General features: G+C 73.0%; 19 protein-coding genes and 1 pseudogene. 12 read left to right on the top strand and 8 right to left on the bottom strand.

Features of this window, described 5'->3' with window-relative positions:
• Positions 1-21 precede the first annotated feature (21 nt).
• Positions 22-504, top strand: a complete 483-nt coding sequence (locus AB0C62_RS10650) for a flavin reductase family protein (RefSeq protein WP_362971864.1) — start codon at positions 22-24, stop codon at positions 502-504.
• Between the two features lie 51 nt (positions 505-555).
• Here AB0C62_RS10650 and arfB read toward each other — a convergent pair whose 3' ends face one another.
• Positions 556-984, bottom strand: coding sequence for an alternative ribosome rescue aminoacyl-tRNA hydrolase ArfB (gene arfB, locus AB0C62_RS10645; protein ID WP_081217943.1), 429 nt, complete (start codon positions 982-984; stop codon positions 556-558).
• Between the two features lie 192 nt (positions 985-1,176).
• Between arfB and AB0C62_RS10640 the strand changes: the two genes are divergently transcribed.
• Complete coding sequence (locus tag AB0C62_RS10640) at positions 1,177-1,752, top strand: TerD family protein (protein ID WP_081217944.1); 576 nt, start codon at positions 1,177-1,179, stop codon at positions 1,750-1,752.
• Positions 1,753-1,816: 64 nt separating this feature from the next.
• Here the strand turns inward: AB0C62_RS10640 and AB0C62_RS10635 are convergent, their stop codons facing one another.
• On the bottom strand, positions 1,817-3,226 hold the full coding sequence (locus tag AB0C62_RS10635) for a M1 family metallopeptidase (protein ID WP_362971622.1): 1,410 nt from the start codon (positions 3,224-3,226) through the stop codon (positions 1,817-1,819).
• Between the two features lie 346 nt (positions 3,227-3,572).
• Between AB0C62_RS10635 and AB0C62_RS10630 the strand changes: the two genes are divergently transcribed.
• Positions 3,573-4,073, top strand: coding sequence for a hypothetical protein (locus tag AB0C62_RS10630; RefSeq protein ID WP_362971620.1), 501 nt, complete (start codon positions 3,573-3,575; stop codon positions 4,071-4,073).
• Here AB0C62_RS10630 and AB0C62_RS10625 read toward each other — a convergent pair.
• Positions 4,070-4,771 (bottom strand): pentapeptide repeat-containing protein, encoded by a 702-nt coding sequence (locus AB0C62_RS10625; protein WP_362971618.1) that lies wholly within the window; start codon positions 4,769-4,771, stop codon positions 4,070-4,072. The genes AB0C62_RS10630 and AB0C62_RS10625 overlap by 4 nt on opposite strands.
• A gap of 149 nt (positions 4,772-4,920) precedes the next feature.
• Between AB0C62_RS10625 and AB0C62_RS10620 the strand changes: the two genes are divergently transcribed.
• The 3 genes from AB0C62_RS10620 (at position 4,921) to AB0C62_RS10610 (ending at position 8,776) form a co-directional block, all read left to right on the top strand.
• Positions 4,921-6,087: an NAD(P)-binding protein gene (locus tag AB0C62_RS10620; RefSeq protein WP_362971616.1), complete on the top strand. Its 1,167-nt coding sequence runs from the start codon at positions 4,921-4,923 to the stop codon at positions 6,085-6,087.
• Between the two features lie 125 nt (positions 6,088-6,212).
• Positions 6,213-7,196, top strand: coding sequence for a zinc-binding dehydrogenase (locus tag AB0C62_RS10615; protein ID WP_362971614.1), 984 nt, complete (start codon positions 6,213-6,215; stop codon positions 7,194-7,196).
• Between the two features lie 80 nt (positions 7,197-7,276).
• Complete coding sequence (locus AB0C62_RS10610) at positions 7,277-8,776, top strand: DHA2 family efflux MFS transporter permease subunit (protein ID WP_362971612.1); 1,500 nt, start codon at positions 7,277-7,279, stop codon at positions 8,774-8,776.
• 31 nt (positions 8,777-8,807) lie between these two features.
• Here AB0C62_RS10610 and AB0C62_RS10605 read toward each other — a convergent pair whose 3' ends face one another.
• Both AB0C62_RS10605 and AB0C62_RS10600 read right to left on the bottom strand, forming a co-directional pair.
• Positions 8,808-10,214 carry an FAD-dependent oxidoreductase gene (locus tag AB0C62_RS10605; RefSeq protein WP_362971610.1) on the bottom strand — a complete coding sequence of 469 codons (1,407 nt, stop codon included), beginning with the start codon at positions 10,212-10,214 and terminating at the stop codon, positions 8,808-8,810.
• Positions 10,215-10,224: 10 nt separating this feature from the next.
• The gene (locus tag AB0C62_RS10600) at positions 10,225-10,878 is read right to left on the bottom strand and encodes a rhomboid-like protein (protein WP_362971608.1); all 654 of its coding nucleotides are present in this window, start codon (positions 10,876-10,878) and stop codon (positions 10,225-10,227) included.
• A 255-nt stretch (positions 10,879-11,133) separates the two neighbouring features.
• On the opposite strand from AB0C62_RS10600, the gene AB0C62_RS10595 reads away from it, so the two are divergent.
• Positions 11,134-13,980 carry a BTAD domain-containing putative transcriptional regulator gene (locus AB0C62_RS10595; protein ID WP_362971606.1) on the top strand — a complete coding sequence of 949 codons (2,847 nt, stop codon included), beginning with the start codon at positions 11,134-11,136 and terminating at the stop codon, positions 13,978-13,980.
• Positions 13,981-14,182: 202 nt separating this feature from the next.
• On the opposite strand, the pseudogene AB0C62_RS10590 reads toward AB0C62_RS10595, so the two are convergent.
• The 3 genes and pseudogenes from AB0C62_RS10590 to AB0C62_RS10580 all read right to left on the bottom strand — a co-directional run.
• A pseudogene (locus AB0C62_RS10590) lies at positions 14,183-14,722 on the bottom strand (sigma-70 family RNA polymerase sigma factor); the annotation flags it as partial.
• Positions 14,723-14,905: 183 nt separating this feature from the next.
• The gene (locus tag AB0C62_RS10585; protein WP_362971604.1) at positions 14,906-16,198 is read right to left on the bottom strand and encodes a hypothetical protein; all 1,293 of its coding nucleotides are present in this window, start codon (positions 16,196-16,198) and stop codon (positions 14,906-14,908) included.
• 11 nt (positions 16,199-16,209) lie between these two features.
• Positions 16,210-17,028 (bottom strand): transglycosylase SLT domain-containing protein, encoded by an 819-nt coding sequence (locus AB0C62_RS10580; RefSeq protein ID WP_362971602.1) that lies wholly within the window; start codon positions 17,026-17,028, stop codon positions 16,210-16,212.
• Between the two features lie 757 nt (positions 17,029-17,785).
• On the opposite strand from AB0C62_RS10580, the gene AB0C62_RS10575 reads away from it, so the two are divergent.
• The 5 genes from AB0C62_RS10575 (at position 17,786) to AB0C62_RS10555 (ending at position 21,159) form a co-directional block, all read left to right on the top strand.
• Positions 17,786-18,508: a hypothetical protein gene (locus tag AB0C62_RS10575; protein ID WP_362971598.1), complete on the top strand. Its 723-nt coding sequence runs from the start codon at positions 17,786-17,788 to the stop codon at positions 18,506-18,508.
• Positions 18,505-18,786: a hypothetical protein gene (locus AB0C62_RS10570; RefSeq protein WP_081217966.1), complete on the top strand. Its 282-nt coding sequence runs from the start codon at positions 18,505-18,507 to the stop codon at positions 18,784-18,786. The genes AB0C62_RS10575 and AB0C62_RS10570 overlap by 4 nt, the downstream gene beginning before the upstream one ends.
• Positions 18,787-18,862: 76 nt before the next feature.
• Positions 18,863-19,150: a hypothetical protein gene (locus AB0C62_RS10565; protein WP_164371050.1), complete on the top strand. Its 288-nt coding sequence runs from the start codon at positions 18,863-18,865 to the stop codon at positions 19,148-19,150.
• A 13-nt stretch (positions 19,151-19,163) separates the two neighbouring features.
• The gene (locus AB0C62_RS10560) at positions 19,164-19,919 is read left to right on the top strand and encodes a hypothetical protein (protein ID WP_362971596.1); all 756 of its coding nucleotides are present in this window, start codon (positions 19,164-19,166) and stop codon (positions 19,917-19,919) included.
• Position 19,920: 1 nt separating this feature from the next.
• Positions 19,921-21,159, top strand: coding sequence for a hypothetical protein (locus tag AB0C62_RS10555; RefSeq protein WP_362971594.1), 1,239 nt, complete (start codon positions 19,921-19,923; stop codon positions 21,157-21,159).
• Positions 21,160-21,263 lie beyond the last annotated feature (104 nt).

Raw genomic sequence — 21,263 nt, 5'->3', positions numbered from 1 at the left:
AACGACGAGTTCCGTGCCGCCATGTCCCGGCTGGCCGCGGGTGTGGTCCTGGTGACCGCGTACGAGCCCGCGCTGGCCGCCGACGGGCCGCGCGGCGAGGACGTCGGCATGACCGCGACGGCCTTCATGTCCGTTTCCCTGGACCCGCCGCTCGTCATGGTCAGCCTGCGCGAGGGCTCCCGGATGGACGACCTGCTCGACGAACAGCCCCTGTGGGGGGTGTCCGTCCTCTCGGAGAGCCAGCGACACATCGCGGGCCGCTTCGCGATGAAGGGCCGCATCAGCGACCGGCTCCTGTTCGAGGACATCCCGTACGTGCGCGGCGAGGCGTCCGGGGCCCTCCTGGTGGGCGGTTCGCTGGCGACCCTGGAGTGCCGCACCGAGCAGCGGGTGACCGCGGGCGACCACGTCCTGGTCATCGGCCGCGTCCTGACAGCCCGCGTGCCGAGCGCGGACGGCGGCCCGCTGACCTACTTCAAGGGCCGCTACCGGCACCTGGGCTGACCGGGCCCGCGGGTTCCGTTCCCGCCGGGCGGGCTCCCGCCCGGCGGGGGTCTACCCCCAGTCGCGGCCGGTGCGGCCGCGCTTGGTGTCGGAGCGCTGCTTCTTCTCGCGCAGCCGCCGTTCGTTGATGCCCCGCGGGATGCGGGTGGCGCGGCGCGGCTTGGGGGGCGGGGCGGTGGCCTCGGCGAGCAGCGAGGCGAGACGCACGGCGGCGGTCTCGCGGTTGCGCCACTGGGAGCGGTGCTCGGAGGACCGGACGCTGACGACCCCGTCGACGAGGCGCCCCTCCAGCCTGGCGAGCGCGCGGTCCTTCCACACGGGCGGCAGGGCCTCGGTGTTCGCGAGGTCGAAGCGCAGCTCGACCTGCGAGTCGCTGGTGTTGACGTGCTGCCCGCCCGGGCCGCCGGAGCGCGAGAAACGCCACATCAGCTCGGCCTCGGGCAGGGAGACGGAGCCGCGGATGACATAGGGACCGGACATGGGTCCATGGTCCCGTGCCCGGCCGGTCCGCGTCACCCCGTTTTCAGCGGCCGTTCGAGTGCCCCGGGACACTTTGGCAAAGAAAGTAAAGACAGGCGGAACCTATGGGACCCCCCTTGGCGTTCATAGAGGTGACGGTAGCTTCGTCCTCAGTACGAAGCCCGTACGCAACGAGGGAAGGGACTCCCAACAATGGCTGTAAGCCTGTCCAAGGGTGGCAACGTCTCGCTCACCAAGGAGGCTCCGGGCCTGACCGCCGTCACCGTGGGCCTCGGCTGGGATGTCCGCACCACCACGGGCACCGACTTCGACCTCGACGCCTCGGCCATCGCGGTCAACCCCGAGGGCAAGGTCTACTCGGAGGCCCACTTCATCTTCTTCAACAACAAGCAGACCCCGGACCAGACCATCGTCCACACCGGTGACAACCGGACGGGCGAGGGCGCGGGCGACGACGAGGCGATCAACGTCAACCTGGCGGGCCTGCCCGCCGACGTCGAGAAGATCGTCTTCCCGGTCTCGATCTACGACGCGGAGACCCGCTCGCAGAACTTCGGCCAGGTCCGCAACGCGTACATCCGCATCGTGAACCAGGCCGGCGGCGCCGAGATCGCCCGCTACGACCTCTCCGAGGACGCGGCGACCGAGACCGCCATGGTCTTCGGCGAGCTCTACCGCAACGGCGCGGAGTGGAAGTTCCGCGCGGTCGGCCAGGGCTACGCCTCGGGCCTCGTCGGCATCGCGCAGGACTTCGGCGTCAACGTCTGATCCCGACGCACGACGCGAGGAGCCCCCGGCCGGCGGCCGGGGGCTCCTCGCGTGTCCGCCGCGCTCACGGGTGGTCCGGCCGGCCCTCGCCGTGCAGCCAGTGGTCCCAGATCCCGCTGAAGTCCTTGTCCGGCGCCGACTTCTCGACGTAGGCGGTGAAGTCGGCGGTGTCGGCGTTCCGGTGGCGGTACGTGGCGGCCCAGCCCTGGATGATGTCGTAGAAGGCGTCGTCGCCGACCAGCCGGCGGATCTTGTGCAGGACCATGGCGCCCCGGTAGTAGACGGGCGGGTCGGAGATGTGCGCGGCGTCCGGCGGGTCGGCGGGCGGGAAGGCCCAGATCTCGCTGTTGTCGGCCGGTTCGTAGTAGTCGCCCTTGTAGAGCGCGTGGAAGATCTCGTCGGCGCTCTCGCCGTCGTGGTCCTCCTGCCACAGCCACTCGGCGTAGGTGGCGAAGCCCTCGTTGAGCCACATGTCGCGCCAGGACTTCGGGGTGACCGAGTCGCCGAACCACTGGTGGGCCAGTTCGTGGACAAGGGTCGCGGTGTCGGGGGCGCCGGGGAAGACGGGGCGGTTCTGGGTCTCCAGGGCGTAGCCGGCGTCGTCGGCGCGGTCCACGATCGCGCCGGTGGACGAGAAGGGGTACGGGCCGAAGTTGTACGCCTCCCAGTCGATGATCCCGGGGATGCCCGCGAGCACCTTTCTGCTCGCCTTCGACTGGGTGGGGTCGACCGCCACGTAGACGGGCAGCCCCTTCTTCGTCGTGGAGCGGGTGATGTCGTAGTGGCCGATCGCGAGGGTGGCGACATAGCTCGCCATCGGTTCGGCCGTGTGCCAGGCGTAGGTGGTACGGCCCCCGCTGGTCGTCTCGCTCCTCAACTCCCCGTTGGAGACGGCCTGGAGGCCCTCGGGGACGCTGACGCGGACGTCGTAGGACGCCTTGTCGGAGGGGTGGTGGTCGCCGGGGAACCAGGCCATCGAACCCGTCGGCTCGCCGAGGCCGAGGGCGCCGTCGGCGGTGCGCAGCCAGCCTTCCTTGGAACCGTCCGGGTCGGTGATCGTCCGGGGGCTGCCGGAGTAGCGGACGGTCGCCCGGAAGGTGCGCCCCTTGTCGAGGTCGTCGGCGGGGCGCACGGTCAGTTCCTGGCCGGCGCGGCTCCAACGGGCCTTCCGCCCCTCGACGGTGACGTCGGAGACGTTCATTCCCAGCAGGTCGAGGTGGAAGGCGCTGAGGTTCTGGAGGGCCCGCGCGGTGATGTCGGCCGTCCCCGTGAGGCGCTTGCCGCGGGGGTCGTAGGACAGGGTCAGGCCGTAGTGCGTGACGTCGTAGCCGCCGTTGCCCGACTTCGGGAAGTACGGGTCGTGGACGCCGGCCGCGCCGGGCTTGCCGTGCACGCCTTCTCCGCCGCAGGCGGTGAGGGCTAGCGCGAGTGCGAGGGCCAGCGTGAAGGGGGTGATGCCGGGGGGTCGGGGCACGTTCGTGATCCTAGGGGGCCGGGGTGTCGGGGGCCTGAGCCGCAACCGGCGCTCGCCGGGCTGCACGCCTGCCCCCGCACCCGGTCGCCCTTTCGCCGGCCGCCGGTGGGGGCCGATCGCGCCGTTCCCCGCGCCCCTGGACCGCACCCGGTGATCCCGGGGCTGCGCCCCCGCCCCTGCGCCCCGTCGTCGTTTCGCCGCCCCGCCGGTGGGGGCTTGTCGCGCCGTTCCCCGCGCCCCTGGACCGCACCCGGTGATCCCGGGGCTGCGCCCCCGCCCCTGCGCCCCTGGGCGGCCCCGGTGTTCGGGTGCTGGGGTGGGTGGGGGGCGTGGCACCATCTTCTACGTGCTCGACATTGGTTATGCCCTCTCCAATCGTTTCCCTGATCCCCCGCAGACCGACTACCGCCGCGCGGACGTCCGTGCCCTGCGGCACGACCTGTTCTGCGGGGACGTCTACCTCGCCGACACCAAGGCGGCCCGCGAGGTGTCCACGGCGTGGGGATGGGTGCCGGTGCTCGACTTCGCCTGGGCGTTGTGCGACATCGTCGAGCAGCTCGACCGCGACCCGCTCGGCAGCCGGGCCTCCCGGCCCCAGCAGGCGGAGCTGGACTTCACCGAGTCGACCGACCGCATGCTGTTCGAGCGGCGCTTCGGCTGGGTGGACATCGAGGCCGACTGGATGCGGCGCGAGGAGGAACCGCTGACCTTCTCGTTCACCGCGCTGCGCCGCGAGGCCCGTGACTTCCTGCACGACCTGCTGGCCGACCTGACCGACCTGCACGACGACCTCGCCGAGAACCCGGCGATCTGGACCCTCCAGGCCCGCTTCCCCCGCGTCTCCTAGGGGCCCTCGACCCGGACGCCCAGCGCGGCGGCCAGCACCGGCGCCAGGTCCAGGAGCTGGGCCGTGCCGATGACCGCGCCCGCCAGCCGGTCCACGCCCCGGGCGATGTCCAGCTCCGCCGCCGCCCGCAGGTCCACGTCCGTCAGCGTCGCCCCGGTGAGGTCCGCGCCCTTCAGGACGCAGTCCACGAACTCCACCCGCTCCAGACGCGCGCCCCCGAAGTCCGGCTCGACCAGGACACAGCCCTCGAAGACGACGTCCTTGAGCCGTGCCGTACGCAGGTTCAGATAGTCGATCTTCCCGCCGCGCACCACCACCCGCTCCAGCACCGCGCCGTGCAGCTGCACGCCGCCGAGGCGCGCGTCGACCACCTCGACGTCCCGCAGCATCGCCTCGGCGAGGTCGGTGCCCACGCCCCGTATCCCCGTCAGGACCGAGTCCAGCACGCGCGCGTGGTGCAGCCGCGTCTCGTCCAGCGCGCAGCCCTTCAGCGCGCAGTCCATGAAGCGGGCTCCCCCGCCGTCCTGCCCGGCGAAGTCCGTGTCCTTGAACTCCAGCCCGTCATAGTCGCCGTCCGGCTCCAACTCCCCGCCCTCGAACGGCTCCAGCGCGGGCAGCCGCAGCTCGGGCCGCCGGGCCGCCTTCACTCCCCCGCCGGACGCCTTCGCACCGGACCCGCCCGCAACTCTCCTCGCCATGCCCCCATCCTGCCCTCCCGCACTGACAAACGCCCTGGCCTGCGCGAACCCGGCCCATGTCACATTCCGGGGTCCCCGATCGGTCCTCTTCACAGAAAGGCCCGCTGTCAGAGCCCTCTCGGACCCCGAGCACGAGGAGACCTCCAGCCATGGACCGCATCACCGTCATCGGCGGCGGCTTCGCCGGACTGACCGCCGCGATCACCGCCGCAGAGGCCGGCGCGAGCGTCACCGTCCACGAGGCGCACCACACCCTCGGCGGGCGGGCCCGGACCGCCGAGGGGCCCTACCGGGCCAACGAGGGCCCGCACGCCCTGTACAGCGCGGGACCGCACTGGACGTGGCTGAAGCAGCGGGACCTGATCGGGCCGCTCGCGCCGGTACCGCCCCGGGAGGCCGCCCGGCTGCGGCTGCACCACAAGGGCGCGCTGCGCCGCACCCCGCCCTTCGCGATGCTCAAGCTGCTCCGGCGTTCCTGCCAACAGGCGCCCGAGGAAGTCGACTTCATGACCTGGGCGACCGGGCAGGCCGGAGCGGAGGGTGCGCGGGCCGCCGCCAACTACGCGGCCGTCGCCCTCTTCCACCACGACCCGGGCTCGCTGTCCGCCGCGTTCGTGCAGGAACGGCTGCGCCGGGCCATGCGGCTGCCCCCGGAGGCGAACTGTCCGCGGGGCGGCTGGGCCAACGTCATCGACCGGATGGCGGGGCGGGCCTGGAACCTCGGGGTGCGGATGGAGACGCTGACCCGCGTGGACCGGCTGCCCCTGGGCAGGGGTCCGGTCGTCGTGGCCACCTCGCTCGCCTCCGCCCGACGCCTGCTCGGGGACGCGTCGCTGACCTGGCCGAGCGGCCGTACCGCGCTGATCGACCTGGCGCTGACGACCCGGCGCGGTGACGCGTTCGCCGTCTCCGACCTGGACGCGCCGGGCTGGATCGAACGGTTCACCGCGCGGGACCGCACACTCGCCCCGGCCGGTGAGCAGCTCCTCCAGGGGCAGATCCCGATCGCGCCGGAGGAGTCCGGGGCCGACGGGATCGCGCGCGCCGAGCACCTGCTCGACCTCGCCTTCGAGGGCTGGCGCGAACGGGTCACCTGGCGGCGGGAGTCGGTGGCGAGCGGCCGTACGGGCGCGGTCGATCCGCCCGGTACGAGCTGGCGGGACCGGCCCTCCATCGACCGCGGGGCCGGTGTCTACCTCGTCGGCGACCAGGTGGCCGCCCCCGGTGTGCTCTCCGAGGTGTCCTTCAACAGTGCGCTGGAGGCGGTGGCGCTGGCCCTGCGCATCCGCGAGCGCCTTGACCTCAAGCATGCCTGAGGTTGAAGAGTGGTGAACCCACCGGCCGGTGGCCTCCGGGCCACCGGGCCGTCCCAGCGCGCACGGTCCGCGTCCGTGGCCCCGCACCCGCCCTCGTACCCCTCTCCGACCTTGAGGAGCCCCTGATGCACGCCATCCGACTGCACGCCTTCGGGCCCGCCGATCATCTTGTCCACGAGCGCGTCGACGACCCGGTGCCGGGGCCCGGGCAGGTGCGGATCGCCGTGGCCGCCGCGGGGGTTCACCTCCTGGACGCGGCCCTGCGCGAGGGCATGCGCGGCGGTCCGGCGCCCGGGCCGACCGTCCTGCCGACGATCCCCGGACGGGAGGTGGCCGGGACCGTGGAGTCCCTCGGCGAGGGTGTCGCGGCGCTCTGGCTCGGCCGCCGGGTCGTCGCCCACCTCGGGTTCGCGCCCGGGGGCTACGCCGAACTGGCCGTCACGGACGTCGACCGCGTCCACGACATCCCGGAGAACCTGGACTTCGCGCAGGCCGTCGCCATGATCGGAACGGGCCGTACGACCATGGGGATCGTGCAGTTCGCCGAGCCGGGGCCGGCCGACGTGGTCGTCGTGCCCGCGGCGGCCGGCGGCATCGGCACCCTGCTCGTGCAGTACGCGCACCACCGGGGCGCGACCGTGATCGGTCTCGCGGGCGGCCCCGAGAAGGTGGCCCGCGTCCGCGCGAACGGCGCGGACCACGCCGTCGACTACACGGAGCCGAGCTGGTCGGAGAAGGTCCGCGCGCAGCTCGGCGGCCGGAGGGCGACCGTCGTGTTCGACGGCGTCGGCGGCGAGGTCGCCCGGGAGGCCGTGGCGCTGCTCGGACCGGGTGGCCGGCACGTCGTCTTCGGCTGGTCGGGCGAGGGCATCCGGGACGGCTCCCCCTACCTGGTGGAGGGGGTGTCCGAGCAGGTTCTCGGGCCCGTGATGATGCGACGGGCGGGCGGCCCCGACCCCGTACGGACCCTGGAGCTGCGGGCTCTCGCGGAGGCCGCGTCGGGGCGGCTCAGCCCGGCCGTGACCCGCTTCCCGCTGGCGGAGGCGGCCGCCGCGCACCGTGCCCTGGAGAGCAGGGCGACGATCGGAAAGGTGGTGCTGGAGCCATGACCACGAGCCCCGGAAAGGCGTCCCGCGAGTCCCTTTCGTCCAAAGATGCGACCCGTGTCGATCCATGGTCTTCTGAGCGGGTGAGTGTCACCCGGACAGGCGAGCCCAGTGTCCCCGCAGGTCAGGACGCCCACCGCTGGTGGGCGTTGGTGATCATCGCTCTCGCGCAGCTGATGGTCGTGCTGGACGCGACCATCGTGAACATCGCGCTTCCCTCGGCGCAGAGCGACCTGCACATGTCCGACGGCAACCGGCAGTGGGTCATCACGGCCTACACGCTGGCGTTCGGCGGGCTGCTGCTCCTCGGCGGAAGGGTCGCCGACCTCGTCGGCCGTAAACGGACCTTCATCATCGGCCTGATCGGCTTCGCCGGTGCCTCCGCGTTCGGCGGCGCGGCGACGACGTCCGCCATGCTCTTCGGCGCCCGCGCGCTCCAGGGCGCGTTCGCGGCGCTGCTGGCGCCCTCCGCGCTCTCGCTGCTGACCACGACGTTCACCGATCCGAAGGAGCGCGGCAAGGCCTTCGGCATCTACGGTGCGCTGGCCGGCTCGGGTTCGGCGATCGGCTTCATCGCGGGCGGTCTGCTGACGGAGTACCTGAACTGGCGCTGGTGTCTGTACGTCAACATCCCCATCGCGATCATCGCGGTGTTCGGCGCCCTCGCGCTGCTGCACGACCGGCCGGGCCACAAGAACGTCCGGCTCGACGTGCCGGGCGCGATCCTCGGCTGCGGCGGACTGGTCGCGATCGTCTACGGGTTCAGCGAGGCGGAGCCGCGCGGCTGGGCGGACCCGGTGGTGCTGGCCCTGCTCATCGGCGGTGTCGCGATGCTGGCCGCGTTCGTGTGGTGGCAGAAGAGGGCGCCGAGCCCGCTGCTGCCGCTGCACATCATCAAGGACCGCAACCGCGCCGGCTGCTTCCTGACGATGGGCCTGGCGGTCATCGGCATGTTCGGCGTGTTCCTCTTCATGACCTACTACCTCCAGGTCATCCTCGGATACTCGCCGGTGAAGACCGGTCTCGCGTTCCTGCCGCTGACCGTCGCCATCATCATCGGCTCGACGCAAATCTCGGCGCGGCTGCTGCCCCATCTGGCACCGCGGATGCTGATGGTGCCGGGCATGATCCTCGCGGCGGGCGGCATGCTCTTCTTCACCCAGCTCACCGTGGAGTCCGACTACACCGGAGAGGTGCTGCCGGGTCTGCTCCTGCTGGGTCTCGGGATGGGCCTGACCTTCATGCCGGTCTTCGCCACGGCCACCGCCGGGGTCGCCGCGCAGGACTCGGGCGTGACCTCCGCGACGGTCAACACCTCGCAGCAGGTGGGCGGTTCCATCGGTACGGCCCTGCTGAACACCATCGCCACCACCAGCACCACGGCCTACGTCGCCGCCCATCTCCGCAACCCCGCCCAGAAGGACCTGATCGTCCGCGAGGGCGTCGTGCACGGCTACACGGTGGCCATCTGGTGGGCGGTCGGCATCATGCTGGCGGCGGGCCTGATCGCGGGCCTCATGGTCACGGCCAAGCCGCCGAAGCACGCCACCACGGACTCGCCGGTCCCGGAGCCGGTGGTCTGACCGGCGGCGGGCCCTCCGTGCCGGCCGGCGTTCAGTGCCGGCCGGCCACCCGGTCCGCGAGCCGCGCGAGCCGGGACGACTCCGCGCTGTGGGTGGCCAGTTCGCGCCGGTCGGCGGTGCGGTAGGTGGCGTACATGCCGTGGACGCCGATCCAGCGGAACGGTTCCGGCTCCCACTTGCGGACCTCGTGGTTGACCCAGGGCAGGCCGGTCAGTTCGGTGGCGCCCGCCTGGCCGGAGTCCTGCCGCACGAGGTCGCGCAGGGTGCGGGCGGCCAGGTTGGTGGTGGCGACGCCGGAGCCGACGTATCCGCCGGCCCAGCCGAGGCCCGTCGAGCGGTCCAGGGTGACCGTGGCGCACCAGTCGCGCGGGACTCCGAGGACACCGGACCAGGCATGGGCCACGCGCACGCCGGTCAGCGGGGGGAAGAGGCGCACGAGGATCTCGTACAGGGCGTCGATGGTGGCCTGCTGGGTCCGGCCGTCGTTGTCGGTGCGCGAGCCGAAGCGGTACGGGACGCCGCGTCCGCCGAGGGCGATGCGGCCGTCGGCGGTGCGCTGGGCGTACATGTACGCGTGCGCCATGTCGCCGAGCGTCTCGCGGCCCTCCCAGCCGATGGCCGCCCACTGCTCGTCGGTCAGCGGCTCCGTCGCGATCATCGAGGAGTTCATCGGCAGCCAGGTGCGCTTCTGGCCCTTGAGGTTCGCGGTGAAGCCCTCGGTGCAACGCAGGATGTAGGGGGCGCGGACGGTGCCGTAGGGCGTGACCGCGTGCTTCGGGCGGATCTCGGTCACCGGGGTCTGCTCGTGGATGGTCACGCCGAGGGCCTCCGCGGCGGCGGCGAGGCCCTTGACCAGCTTGACCGGGTGCAGCCGGGCGCCGTGCGGTGTCCAGGTCGAGCCGACCGCGTCGGCGACCCGGATCCGCTCGGCGGTCTCCTTCGCGCCGTACAGCTCGCGGTCCTTCTCGCCGTACGACAGCTCGTGCGCGTGGAAGGCCTTGAGCCGGGCCAACTGAGCCGGCGTGTAAGCCACTTCGAGGACGCCGCCTTGGTGGACGTCCGCCTCGACGCCCTCCTCGGCGACCACCCGGACGACCTCGTCCACGGTGTCGTTCATGGCCCGCTGGAGGCGGGTGGCCGCCTCCTTGCCGTGCAGCTTCGCGTACCGGTCGCGGCCCGCGATGCCGTTGTAGAGCCAGCCGCCGTTGCGCCCGGAGGCGCCGTAGCCGCAGAACTTCTGCTCCAGGACGGTCACCCGCAGGAAGGGCGCGGCCTTCTTCAGGTAGTAGGCGGTCCACAGTCCGGTGTAGCCGCCGCCGACCACGACGACGTCGGCGGTCGCGTCGCCGGGCAGCGGTTCCCGGGGGGCGGGGAAGCCGTCGTCCGCGTACCAGAAGGAGATGCCGCCGTTCACGGCGTTGCCTGCCGAGCTGCTCATGAGCGGGACGTTAACCCCTGAACGCGCTGACTGTCTCCTTCGGATTCCATGCTTTTCCCCGCCCTCTGACCAGCGGATAGCAGGCGAGACCGATCACCACGGAGGTGAAATGCCCGAGATCGGTGAAGGTGCGCCCGGTGACGAGGGGGACCCCGTAGACGGCCAGCACGATCACCAGATACGGGTATCGCCAGGGCGTCGCGATCCGGTAGGTGAGCACGCCGACCACCCCCGCGAGCGCGTAGCTGACGCCGATGTCGAGGGTGTCGGCGGCCGAGTGCGGGGCCATGCCGTGGCGGATCGCCCAGAGCAGCGCACCCTCGCTGATCAGCGTGGACAGCACATGCGCGGCCGCGTTCACCGCGAGCCAGCGCGCGGTGCCCAGCCAGCGTTCGGCCGGCGCCTGGAAGACGGAGTAGAGCACGGCGTACGGCAGCCAGCGCCCGCCGTCGATCCACATCGCGCTGGCCACGAGCACCCGCACCGGGTTGCTCGACAGCTCGTGCAGGTTCGTGGAGCGCTGCCGCAGGAACTCCGCTTCGAAATCCGGAGACATGTGGTGCATCGCGACGGTCGTGACGAACAGGATCGCCAGCCAGATGTACGTGCCCGGGGCGCCGCGCACATATGTCCACACCCTGTGGATACCCCGCTCACCACGCACGGTCGGCCTCACCCATGCCAGTAGTGTCCCTTATGTGATCGACGTTCCGGCGCCATTCGGAACAGGCCACTCCGGATCAGGCAACCCCGGCGTCGCACCCTGTACATGGCTCGAACACGTGAATCTCACGTTCGACAGAGTGTTCGTAACAGCGGCTCGCTACTCTCCGGTGGCGTGAGAGTTACTGGTGGTGCGGAAGATCTGCGTTTTTCCTTACTGGGCCCGCTGCGGGCCTGGCGGGGCGGGACGGAGCTGGTGCTCGGTCCGCCGCAGCAGCGGGCGGTGCTCGCGGTGCTGCTGCTGCGCGGCGGACGCGCGGCCGGCGTCGGCGAACTCGTCGACGGCGTCTGGGGTCACACCCCGCCGTCCGGCGCCGTCCCCATGCTGCGCACCTACGTCTCCCGGCTGCGCAAGCTGCTGGAGCCCACCCGGCCCGCGGGCGCTCCGCCCCGGCTCGTGGTGTCCGTCGGCGACGGATACGCCCTGCGCACCGAGGAGATCACCAGCGACCTCGGTGTGTTCGAGGAGAGCCTCGCGCGGGCCGAGCGGCGTCGCGCCGCGGGCGACAGCCGCGGCGCCGCCCGGATGCTCGGCAGCGCGCTCGCGGCGTGGCAGGGCCCGGCGCTGGGCGGTGTGCCCGGACCGTTCGCCCGCGCCGAACGGACACGACTGGCCGAGCGGCGGCTGGGCGCGCAGGAGTACCGGCTGCGCGTGGAACTCGAACTCGGCCGCCACGAGGCGGTGTTGCCGGAGCTGAAGGCACTGCGCGACGCACAGCCGCTGCGCGAGGCGGTGTGCGAACTGCTGCTGGTCGCCCTGTACCGGTGCGGCCGGCGGGCCGAGGCCCTGGAGATCTACGCACGCACCCGCCGCACCCTCGTGGACGAACTCGGCGTCGAACCCGGCCCGTCCCTGCGTGCCGCCCACGCCCGCCTGCTCACCGGCGACCCGGACCTGTCGCCGCCGCCCGTGCCGGTCCCGGCCGCCGCCTCGGTCACCGCGGCCGGCGAGGCCGGACCGGACGCCGACCGCGCGGACGACCGCGACGGGGCCGATCCCGCACGGGCCAGGGGGGATGTGCATCCCTCCCAACTCCCGGCCGATCTGGCACTGTTCACCGGACGGGAGGCCGAACTCGGGCTCGTGGAGGCGCTGCTGCCCGCCGCCGACCCCCCGGACAAGGCCGTCATCGGCCTCATCAACGGCATGGCGGGAGCGGGCAAGACCACGCTGGCCGTGCACTGGGCCCACCGGGCCGCCCACCGCTTCCCCGACGGCAGCCTCTACGTCAACCTGCGCGGATACACCCAGGGCGGCTCCGTCATGCACCCCTCCGAGGCGCTGGAGACGTTCCTCGTGGCGCTCGGCGTGGCCCCGCAGGCCGTCCCCGAGGGGCTCGACGCGCAGGCCGCCCTCTACCGCAGCGTCCTCGCCCGCCGCCGCGTGCTGATCGTGCTCGACAACGCCCGCGACACCGAGCAGATACGGCCGCTGCTGCCCGGCACACCGGGCTGTCTGGTCATCGTCACCAGCCGCAGCCGGCTGACCGGCCTGGTGGCGGGACACGGCGCCCACCCGCTGACCCTCGGCCCGCTCACCGGCGACGAGGCGCGCGCCATGCTGACCCGGCGCGTCGGCCGTGCCCGGGTCGAAGCGGAACCGCGGGCCACCGACGCCATCGTCGAGCTGTGCGCCCGGCTGCCGCTGGCCCTCGCCATCGTGGCCGCGCGGGCCGCCCACCACCCCGGGTTCCGGCTCGCGGACATCGCGGGGGAACTGCGTGAGAACCACGGCAGCCTGGACGCCTTCACCGGAGGCGACGCGCGCACGGACGTACGCGCCGTCTTCTCCTGGTCGTACCACGCGCTGCCGCGTCCGGCGGCCGAACTCTTCCGCCGGCTCTCCCTGCACCCGGGCCCCGACATCGGCACCGCCGCGGCCGCCGCCCTGGCAGCCGAGCCGGCACGCACGGTCCGCGCGCGCCTGAGCGAACTCACCGGGGCCAGCCTGCTCGGCGAACACGCGCCCGGCCGCTACGCCTTCCACGACCTGCTGCGCGCCTACGCGGGGGAACTGGCCGACGCCGAGGACGGCACGGAGGGGCGCGCGGCGGCACTGCTGCGTCTGCACGACCACTATCTGCACACCACCCACAACGCCTCCGCGACCATCGGCCCGCTGCGCGAGACCCTCCCCCTGCCGTCCAGCACAACGGACAGCGGGCCCCTGCGGTTCACCGGCCGCAAGCAGGCCATGAACTGGCTGCGCGCGGAGCGGCACGTGCTGCGCGCGGTCGTCGAACAGGCCACCGCGCACGGCCACGAGGACCACGCCTGGCGCACCGCCGTGGGTCTCGACCTCTACTTCGACCGGCTCGGCTTCTGGCACGACCTGATGGAGATCAACAGTGCCGCGCTGCGCGCCGCCCGTGCCGTCGGTGACCGGACCGGCGAGGCGCACGCGCTGCGCGGACTGGGCTTCTTCCACACGCGGTTCGCGCACTCCGCCGAGGCCCGCCGCGACCTCGGCCGCGCGCTGGAGCTGTTCCGGGCGGAGGGCGACGCGTTCGGCGAGGCCCGCACCCGGCGCTGCCTCGCCTACCAGGCCAACGGGGAGGGCAGGTTCGCCGTCTCGCTGGACCACTACGCGCACGCCCGCGAGCTGTACCGGAGCGAGGGCAGCACGAGCAGCGAGGCGATCGTCCTGAACGAGGTCGGCTGGACGTACATCCTGCTCGGCGAGCACGACAAGGCGCTGGAGCACTGCGAGAAAGCCGTCGCCCTCCATCAGGAGATCGGGGACCCGATCGGGGAGGCCGCGGCGCAGGACAGTGTCGGATACGCGCATCACCAGCTCGGCCAGTACGGCGCGGCGGTCGAACGCTTCGAGCGGGCGGTGACGCTCTACCGGGAGATCGGCGACCACTACCTGGAGGCCGACACCCTGCGGCACGCGGGGGACGCGCACCTCGCCGCGGGCGACCGGGAGACGGCGGTCGCCGCGTTCAGGAGGGCGCTCGCTCTTCTGGAGGAGACCGGCCATCCGGAGGCGCCGGATCTGCGGGAGACCCTGCGCGGCCTGGGCGAGTCGGGCCGGGGGTGACTGCGGCAGGGGAGGGGAGCAGGAGTCGCGTGAATCAGGCGGCGGCGCGCTCCGGACGCCCGGACGGCGCCTGTCGGTCCTGCGGCTGCCGGTCCTGTCCCTGCCGGTCCTGCGCCCGCTGGTCCTGCGGCTGCCGGTCCTGGGCCTGCCGGGAACTCCGCCGCTCCGTCCGCGCCGGCTGCCGGTCCGCCTCCTCCACGACGACGCCGTGGTCGCGCAGGGCCAGCCGCAGACTGCGCAGGGCGTAGTACACCCGGGACTTGACCGTGCCCTGCGGGATGCCGAGGGCGTCCGCCGCCTCCTGGGTGGTGCGGTCCGCGAAGAACGTCGCCCGGATGACGTCGCGGTGCGCCGGGGTGAGCGTCTCCAGGGCCTCCTGCACCACGATGGACGACAGCATCTGCTCGATGTCGTCGACCTCGGCGCCCAGTTCGCTCAGCCAGGTGGCGCCGCCGATCTCCAACGGCCGCGCCATCCGCGTCCGGTGCCCGTCGATGACGAGGTTGCGGGCCACCCGGAACATCCAGGGGCGCACCGCCATCCCCTCGTCGTCGACGAGGTTCCGCTTGTTCCAGCAGCGCAGCAGCGTCTCCTGGATGACGTCCTCGGTCCGGTGCGTGTCGCCGCCGAGCATGCGCAGCACGTACGTGTAGAGCGCGGGACCGTGTTCCAGATACAGGTCGCGCAGCGCCCGTTCCTCGGGGGAGACCGCGCTCGCCGATCCGATGACCGTCACGTTCATGGTGTGCTCCTGTTCCTTGGGAATGGCCGGCCCCGTGGGGGGTACGGGGAGCCGGGGCCTCCTGGGGAACGGAGTGTTCCGAGGGGTGTTCCACGTTCGTTTGACGTCGGTTGTACGGATCGATGGACGAGCTGGTCGGGACGGGTGTGACCAGAGGTACGTGTGAGGTTTGCGCTCCGTGACTCAGACGTAGGCCGACAGCGCCTCCACCTGTCGGCGGACCTGGCCGACGAGCGCCGCGTATCCCGGGGGCAGCAGACCGTTGCGCTCCAACGTGGCCCACATGTGCAGCAGTTCACGTCCGTGCGCGACCACCGCCCGGTCGTCGTCGAGCTGTTGCCAGGCGGCAGCGGCCCGCGCCACCTCCGCGGGGGCCCGGCCGTCCCGGGCGCGGCACCGGATCCGGGCCACCGCCAGGGCCAGCACGATGGCCTCCCGGTGGTCGCCGCGCAGGTGGGCGAGGTAGGCCTCGACGGCCCGCGCCTCCACGGCGTGCGGATGCTCGGCGCCCATCGACTCGGTGAGGCTCTCGCGCAGCTCGGTCGCGTCGTCGAAGGCGTCGTCGAGCATCCCCGCGGCGGCGAGTTCGTTGATCCGGCCGATCCGCTCGGTGAGCCAGTCCGGGAAGTCGGTGCGCACGGCGGGCGCGGTCACGGCCGCCGGGTCCGGCACCTCCGCCCGCGCGGCGGCGGTGGCCCGGGCCCGGGCCACCGCGGTCGCGACGGCGGAGGCGGTGGCCGCGGCGGACGGCGGCACGACGACGGCCGCGGGGGCGTGGACCGTCTCGGGGACGGCGACCGGGACCGGGGCGGGCACGGGCGCCGCGAACTCGGTGGGGGCGGCGACCGGTGCGGGTGCCGGGACGGACGCCGGGGGTGCGAACGCGGCCGGGGAGGCGGAAAGTGCGGGTGCGGCGCCCGCGACAGGCACCGGAGCCGGAGCCGCCGGCTCGGTCGGAGCCACTGCCGCCGACGGCGCGGCGGCAGGGACAGGGGCTGCGGGCGCGAACTCCGCCCGGGTGACCGCCGGTGCGGGCGCCGGGGCCGGAACCGCGGACGCGAACTCGGCCGGTACGGCGGCCGGTGCGGGTGCCGGGGCCTGCGTCGCGGGCGACAACTCGGCCGGTGCGACGGCTGGTGCGAGTACCGGGGCCGGAACCGCCGTTGCGGCCGGGGTCGGCGTCGAGGCCGGGGTGTCGTGCCGGGGTGTACCGGGTTCGGGGGCCGGGACCGGTGCGGGGGTCTCGGCCGGGTCGAGGACGTGGCTGGAGCCGTCCGGGAGGACCTGGAGGACGAACCGGGCGGCGTCCGGACCGTCGAACACCGTCGCCTCGACGGCACCACCGCGCTCCTCCGCGTGGGCCTGCAACCGGTCGAGCACGGCCTCGTGCACGGACTGGCCCGGCGCGGGGACGAGGGTGTGTCCGTCGATCTCGGCGATCCCCTCACCGGAGATGTACACGTCGAAGTGGGCCATCGCTGTCCTCCTCATGCGGCGGGGCCGGTCGTGGTGGCGTCCGGGTCGGGGGTGACTCCGGGGGTGGCGCCCGAGGGCGGCGCGCCGATGCCCTGGTACTTCGCGAACTGGGCGCGGATCGCGAGGACATAGCCCTGGGCCTCGTTCGTCTGCGGAACGCCCTTCGCCGCCTTGACCGCGTCCATCCCGACGTCGTACGCGGCCAGGGCGAGGTCCAGCGAGGTGTTGCTCGTCCCGTCCTCGCCGGTCTCCTGGATCACGCCGTCGTCGATCAACTGCTGGCCTTGTTTGGCCAGTTCACACAGATAGCGGCCCTGCGCCATGATCGAGTCCTCCGCGTCCAGGGCGGAGGTCTTGCCGTTGTCGTCGTCGTCCTTGCCGTACTGCTTGAAGATCTCGGGCGGCAGTTGCGAGATGCCCTCCTCGCCGTTCGGGCCGACGAGCGACTTGTTGAAGCCGGACTCCTTCTCGATCTGCGAGGCGATGACGATCGGGCCGATCGCGCCGCACAGTTCACCGGCCTTCTGGATCGGGTCCACCAGGTCCTCGGGCACCGTCGAGGTGTCCAACTGCCCCTTGCCGTCGCCCTGGAAGATGCTGAGCGTCTGGTCCGCGGTGTCCTCGCTGGGGGGATCACCGCCGCCGCCGTGGAACAGCAGGTAGAGCGCGATGAGCGGGGCGAGCAGCACGCCGAACCCGCCCAGGATCACGACGACGACCAGCGTGCCGGCCAGGGCGAGCGGCGACAGCAGGCAGCCGCAGCCGGTGCCCGCGATGATGCCGTTCCGGACGGCGGTCGACGCACCGCCTTCTCCGCCTTCTCCACTCATGCGCCCGCCTTCTTCCCCACACCTTGAACCGCTGTGGCCACATGACCCGTTGTGCTGTCCGACGGGCTCGACAGATCCAAACGGCGCCCGGAGCAAATAAGTTCAAACCAGTGGAAACCAGATGAGCCAGAGCAGCGGATTCACGAGCGAAGAGGGGGGCGGGACACACATGGGCACTCCTTCGGCACTGCCGTCGGGCCCGGGGTCATGGGTACGGGGACCGAAGAACCCACAGCCGACGCCTCCGGAAGCGCAGCCCGCTCCCGAGGCCGACGGGACCGCCACGGAGCCCGCCGGATCCCCGGCTGCCCCGCAGGCACCGGCCGGAAACCCGGCGGCCCCGGTACTGCCGGCACAGCAGACATCCCCGGCCACGCGGCAGATACCCGCCGCCGGGCAGCAGGCAGCTCCGGCCGGTCCGCACGGGGCACCTCAGGTTCCCGCCGCGCAGGCCCCTGTCGGGCCCGCCGCCCCGCAGGCCCAGGACGCTCCGGTGCAGGCTCCCCCGGCGCAGGTGACTCCGGTCCAGGCGCCCCCCGTTCAGGCGGCGCCCGTTCACGCGCAGCCCGTTCAAGCGCCCCCCGTTCACTACGTGGCACCGCAGGCACAGCCGGCGCCCGTACAGACGGCTCCCGTGCAGGCGGCCCCCGTGCAGGCGGCCCCCGCCCCGGCGGCTCCGGTCCAGCCCGGCGTGCCGCAGGCCCAGGCAACCCCGTTCTCCGTAGCCCCTGTTCAGCCCGCGCACTCTCAACAGCCCGTGCCGCAGCCCGCGTTCCAGCAGGCCGCCGGCGCCCAGTACGCCGCCCCCGCCCCGCAGCCGGCGCCTGCGCCTGCGCCACAGGTGGTGGCGCAGGCTCGGCCCGCCGCCCCCGTGACCCCGCAGCCGACCGCCCCGGTCGCCCCGGCACCCCGGAAGGCCGCCGCGCGCCCCAAGGCCGCGGCCGCCCCGGCGCGGGCGGCCGGCGGGCGGCGGGCGGCTCCGGCCGCCGACGCCGAGCCCGGCTGGGGCCGGCCCAAGAAGCCCCGGCCCGTCCGCGGGAAGTCGCGCGACGAGGTCGGCTGGGTGAAGGCCCACGGCGGGTCCGGCGCGACCTCCATGGTCGAGGCCTTCGGCGGCGTCGACGTGGGAGCCCGCTGGCCCGACCCCGCCCGCGGCGAACCGCGCCGGGTCGTGCTGGTCGGCCGGACCAGCGCGCGCGGACTGCAGTCCGTCTCCCAGGCGCTCGGCGCGCTGAAGGACGGCAACGCCCCGCAGGGTCTCGAACTGCTCGGCGTGGTCCTCGTCGCCGACGCCCCCGGACGGCTGCCGCTCAGCCTGCTCCGCCGTATCCGCGTGCTCCGCTCGGTCGCCCGCGTGCACCGCGTGCCGTGGATCCCGGCCTGGCGCACCGGCGGCCGGCCGAGGTCCGTCCCCAGGCAACTCGCCACGCTCTCCAAGCTGGTGGGCGGCGAGCTCTACGGCGAGGGAGCCGTGTCATGACCCCACCCCTCCTCGACGCGCGGTTCCTCGCCGCGTACACCCCGCCCGTGGGTGCCGACACGATCCTCGGTCTGCTCGCCTGGTGCGCCTCGGCGTGCGGGGTCGGCGGACTGATCATCGTCGGCATCCAGATGGCGCTCCAACTGCGCCGCGGCGACCCCGGCGAGGGCGGCGAGCACTTCCGCGGCGTCTTCTTCGTCACCCTCAGCTGCCTGGTCGCCACCTGCGCCGGGCCGCTCGTCGCGGCCCTCGGCAGCCTCCAGCTCCTCGGTCCCTGACCGCACCACCCTCGCGCAACACCAGTCACCCAGTCGCCCACCGCTCGTGCCGGGCGCCGATTCCTCGGAGATCCCCATGTCCTCTCTGCTCTACGAAGCCTCCAACATCCTCGCCGCCGGTGTCCCCCAGCCGGCCCGCAACGCCCCCGGTGAGCTGACCGCCAAGGTCAACACGGTCCTCGGCATAGCCGCCTGGGCCGGCACCGCCGCCGGTGTCGCCGGAGTGCTCATCACCGGCGCGATGATGGCCGTCTCGGTGAAGCGCGGCGAGAGCTCGGAGCACATGAGCCGGCTCGGCATGGTCCTCGGCGGCTGTGTCCTCGTCGCCACCGCGGGCCCGCTGATCAGCTTCGTCTTCGCGTAAGCGGGCGCCGGTCGTGAAGTTCACACGCAGGGAGCGCCGGCTCGCGGAGGCCGGGCCGTACTACAAGCAGCGCAGCTGGCAGCTGTCGGCGGCCTTCATCGGCATCGTGGTCGTGGTGGGCGGCATCGCGGGCCTGCTGTCCGGCCCGGGCGCCGGCGCGGACGCTGCGAACGCCGCGGCCTCCGAAGGACCCCTGTCCAGGGTCTCCGCCACGAAGGACGGCCGGCCCAAGGGCTGCGGCACCGACGACAGCGCCGGTTCCGCACTGCCCAAGGCCGCGCCCAAGGACGTGACCTGGCGCACCCTCGGTGTCGCGCGGGTGCCGGTCTCCGCCTCGGCGGGCCCCACCCTGATCCAGGGGCCGCTGTGGTGGTGCTACGCGCACACGCCCGCCGGAGCCGCGCTGGCCGCGCACATCATCCCGTCGCAGATGAGCGGATCGCACTGGCGCACCGTCACCGAGCAGCAGGTGGTGGCCGGGCAGGGACGCGAGATGTTCGAGTTCCAGCGGGCCACCGTCGCGAACACGGACGGGCAGGGCGACGGCGCGGCCGTCGCCTCGTACGTCGGCTTCTCGGTGACCTCGTACACGGAGTCGGCGGCGACCGTGCGGCTGCTCCTGAAGAGCGCCCAGGGATATGCGGCGACCACCATCTCCCTGCGCTGGAGCGGCGGCGACTGGAAGGTGCGGCCCGACGACAACGGGTCCCTGCACTCCCCGGTGTCCTCCGTCCAGAGCACCAACGGCTTCACCCTCTGGGGGGTCTGACGTGAACTGCACGTCCGGAAATCCGGTCATCGACCTGGTGAAAGGCTTCTTCAGCTTTCTCGGCGACCCCATCGGGACCATCGTCGACCTGATCGCGAAGACCATTCTCGCGGGCGCGGTCGCCGTGTTCGCGGCGCTGACCACCAACGTCCCGACGCTGGAGCAGACCGACACGTCGAAGGGCATCAGCGCCGACACGCAGTGGATCGTCGTCTACCTGGCCGTCGGCTCGCTGCTGTTCGCCGCCTGCCGCATGGCCATCGAACGCAAGGGTGACGCGGGCCGCACGGCGCTCAAGGGCATCATGCGGGTGGTGCTCGTCTCGGGTGCCGCAACCACCGTCGTCGTGGCCGCCGCGTCCGTGGGCGACAGCTACTCCAACTACCTGTTCAACAACGCCGTACGCGATTCTCTGAACAACGTCGGAGCGTGTTCGGACGGCAGCGGCATCCAGTCGTTCCTGCTGCTGGTCCTCGCGTTCCTGCTGCTGATCTCCGGGATCATCCACACGATCCTGATGTACATCCGGCTCGGCGTCATGATGCTGCTGCTGGGCACCCTTCCGCTGGCCGCCGCGGCCTCGATGACGGACTGGGGCGCCGGCTGGTGGCGCAAGCACGTCGGCTGGATGATCGCCTGGCTGCTCTACAAACCCGCGGTCGCCCTCGTCCTCAGCGCGGGCATGGCGATGATCAACTCGGGCCAGAACAGCGGCAGCGGTGACGCGGCCACCATCAACACCCGTATCGCCGGTATCGGCGTGATGCTGCTGTCCGCCATCGCGCTGCCCGCCCTGCTGAAGCTGATCGTGCCCGCCACCGCCGCCATGGGCACCGGCAACCCGATGTCCAGCATGGGGCAGGCGGGTTCCAACCTGGCCAGTGGCGCGGTTCAGCTCGGCGGCCGGGGCGGCAGCTCCGGCGGCGGCGCGCAGGTGGGTCCGAGCGGTGCGTCCGGCACGGGCGGCGGAACCGGATCCGGCGGTTCGTCCGGTGCGGGCGGCTCCTCCGGCGCGGGCGGCGAGGCCGGCGCGACCGGATCGGGCGGCGCGAACGGCGCGGCGGCCGCGGGCCGGGCCGGTGGTGCCTCGGGTGCCGGAGCGGCCGGCAGCGGTGCCGCGGCGGCGGCAGGACCCGCGGGGGTCGCGGTGCTCGCGGCGGTGGCCGCGGCACAGGTGGCCAGTTCGACGGTCTCCGGCGCCGTGGAGGGCGCCGACGGCGAGCTGGGCAACAACAAGTGACCCACGGGGAGCCGACGGCGGCCGGACCACGCCTCTGACGCGTCCGCCCCGCGCCTCCCCCACGACCGGCCGCCGGGCTCCCTTCCCCCCTGGGAGCCCGGCGG

The organism is Streptomyces sp. NPDC048643, from assembly GCF_040650615.1.
Taxonomy (GTDB): Bacteria; Actinomycetota; Actinomycetes; order Streptomycetales; family Streptomycetaceae; genus Streptomyces.
This window is presented reverse-complemented; position numbering and strand designations above follow the sequence as displayed.

Coding starts and splice junctions, on each gene's coding strand:
- AB0C62_RS10615 (WP_362971614.1), top strand. CDS start 6,213: ATGCACGCCATCCGACTGCACGCCTTCGGGCCCGCCGATCATCTTGTC.
- AB0C62_RS10565 (WP_164371050.1), top strand. CDS start 18,863: ATGTCCTCTCTGCTCTACGAAGCCTCCAACATCCTCGCCGCCGGTGTC.
- AB0C62_RS10605 (WP_362971610.1), bottom strand. CDS start 10,214: ATGAGCAGCTCGGCAGGCAACGCCGTGAACGGCGGCATCTCCTTCTGG.
- AB0C62_RS10650 (WP_362971864.1), top strand. CDS start 22: ATGTCCCGGCTGGCCGCGGGTGTGGTCCTGGTGACCGCGTACGAGCCC.
- arfB (WP_081217943.1), bottom strand. CDS start 984: ATGTCCGGTCCCTATGTCATCCGCGGCTCCGTCTCCCTGCCCGAGGCC.
- AB0C62_RS10640 (WP_081217944.1), top strand. CDS start 1,177: ATGGCTGTAAGCCTGTCCAAGGGTGGCAACGTCTCGCTCACCAAGGAG.
- AB0C62_RS10570 (WP_081217966.1), top strand. CDS start 18,505: ATGACCCCACCCCTCCTCGACGCGCGGTTCCTCGCCGCGTACACCCCG.
- AB0C62_RS10580 (WP_362971602.1), bottom strand. CDS start 17,028: ATGAGTGGAGAAGGCGGAGAAGGCGGTGCGTCGACCGCCGTCCGGAAC.
- AB0C62_RS10585 (WP_362971604.1), bottom strand. CDS start 16,198: ATGGCCCACTTCGACGTGTACATCTCCGGTGAGGGGATCGCCGAGATC.
- AB0C62_RS10625 (WP_362971618.1), bottom strand. CDS start 4,771: ATGGCGAGGAGAGTTGCGGGCGGGTCCGGTGCGAAGGCGTCCGGCGGG.
- AB0C62_RS10620 (WP_362971616.1), top strand. CDS start 4,921: ATGGACCGCATCACCGTCATCGGCGGCGGCTTCGCCGGACTGACCGCC.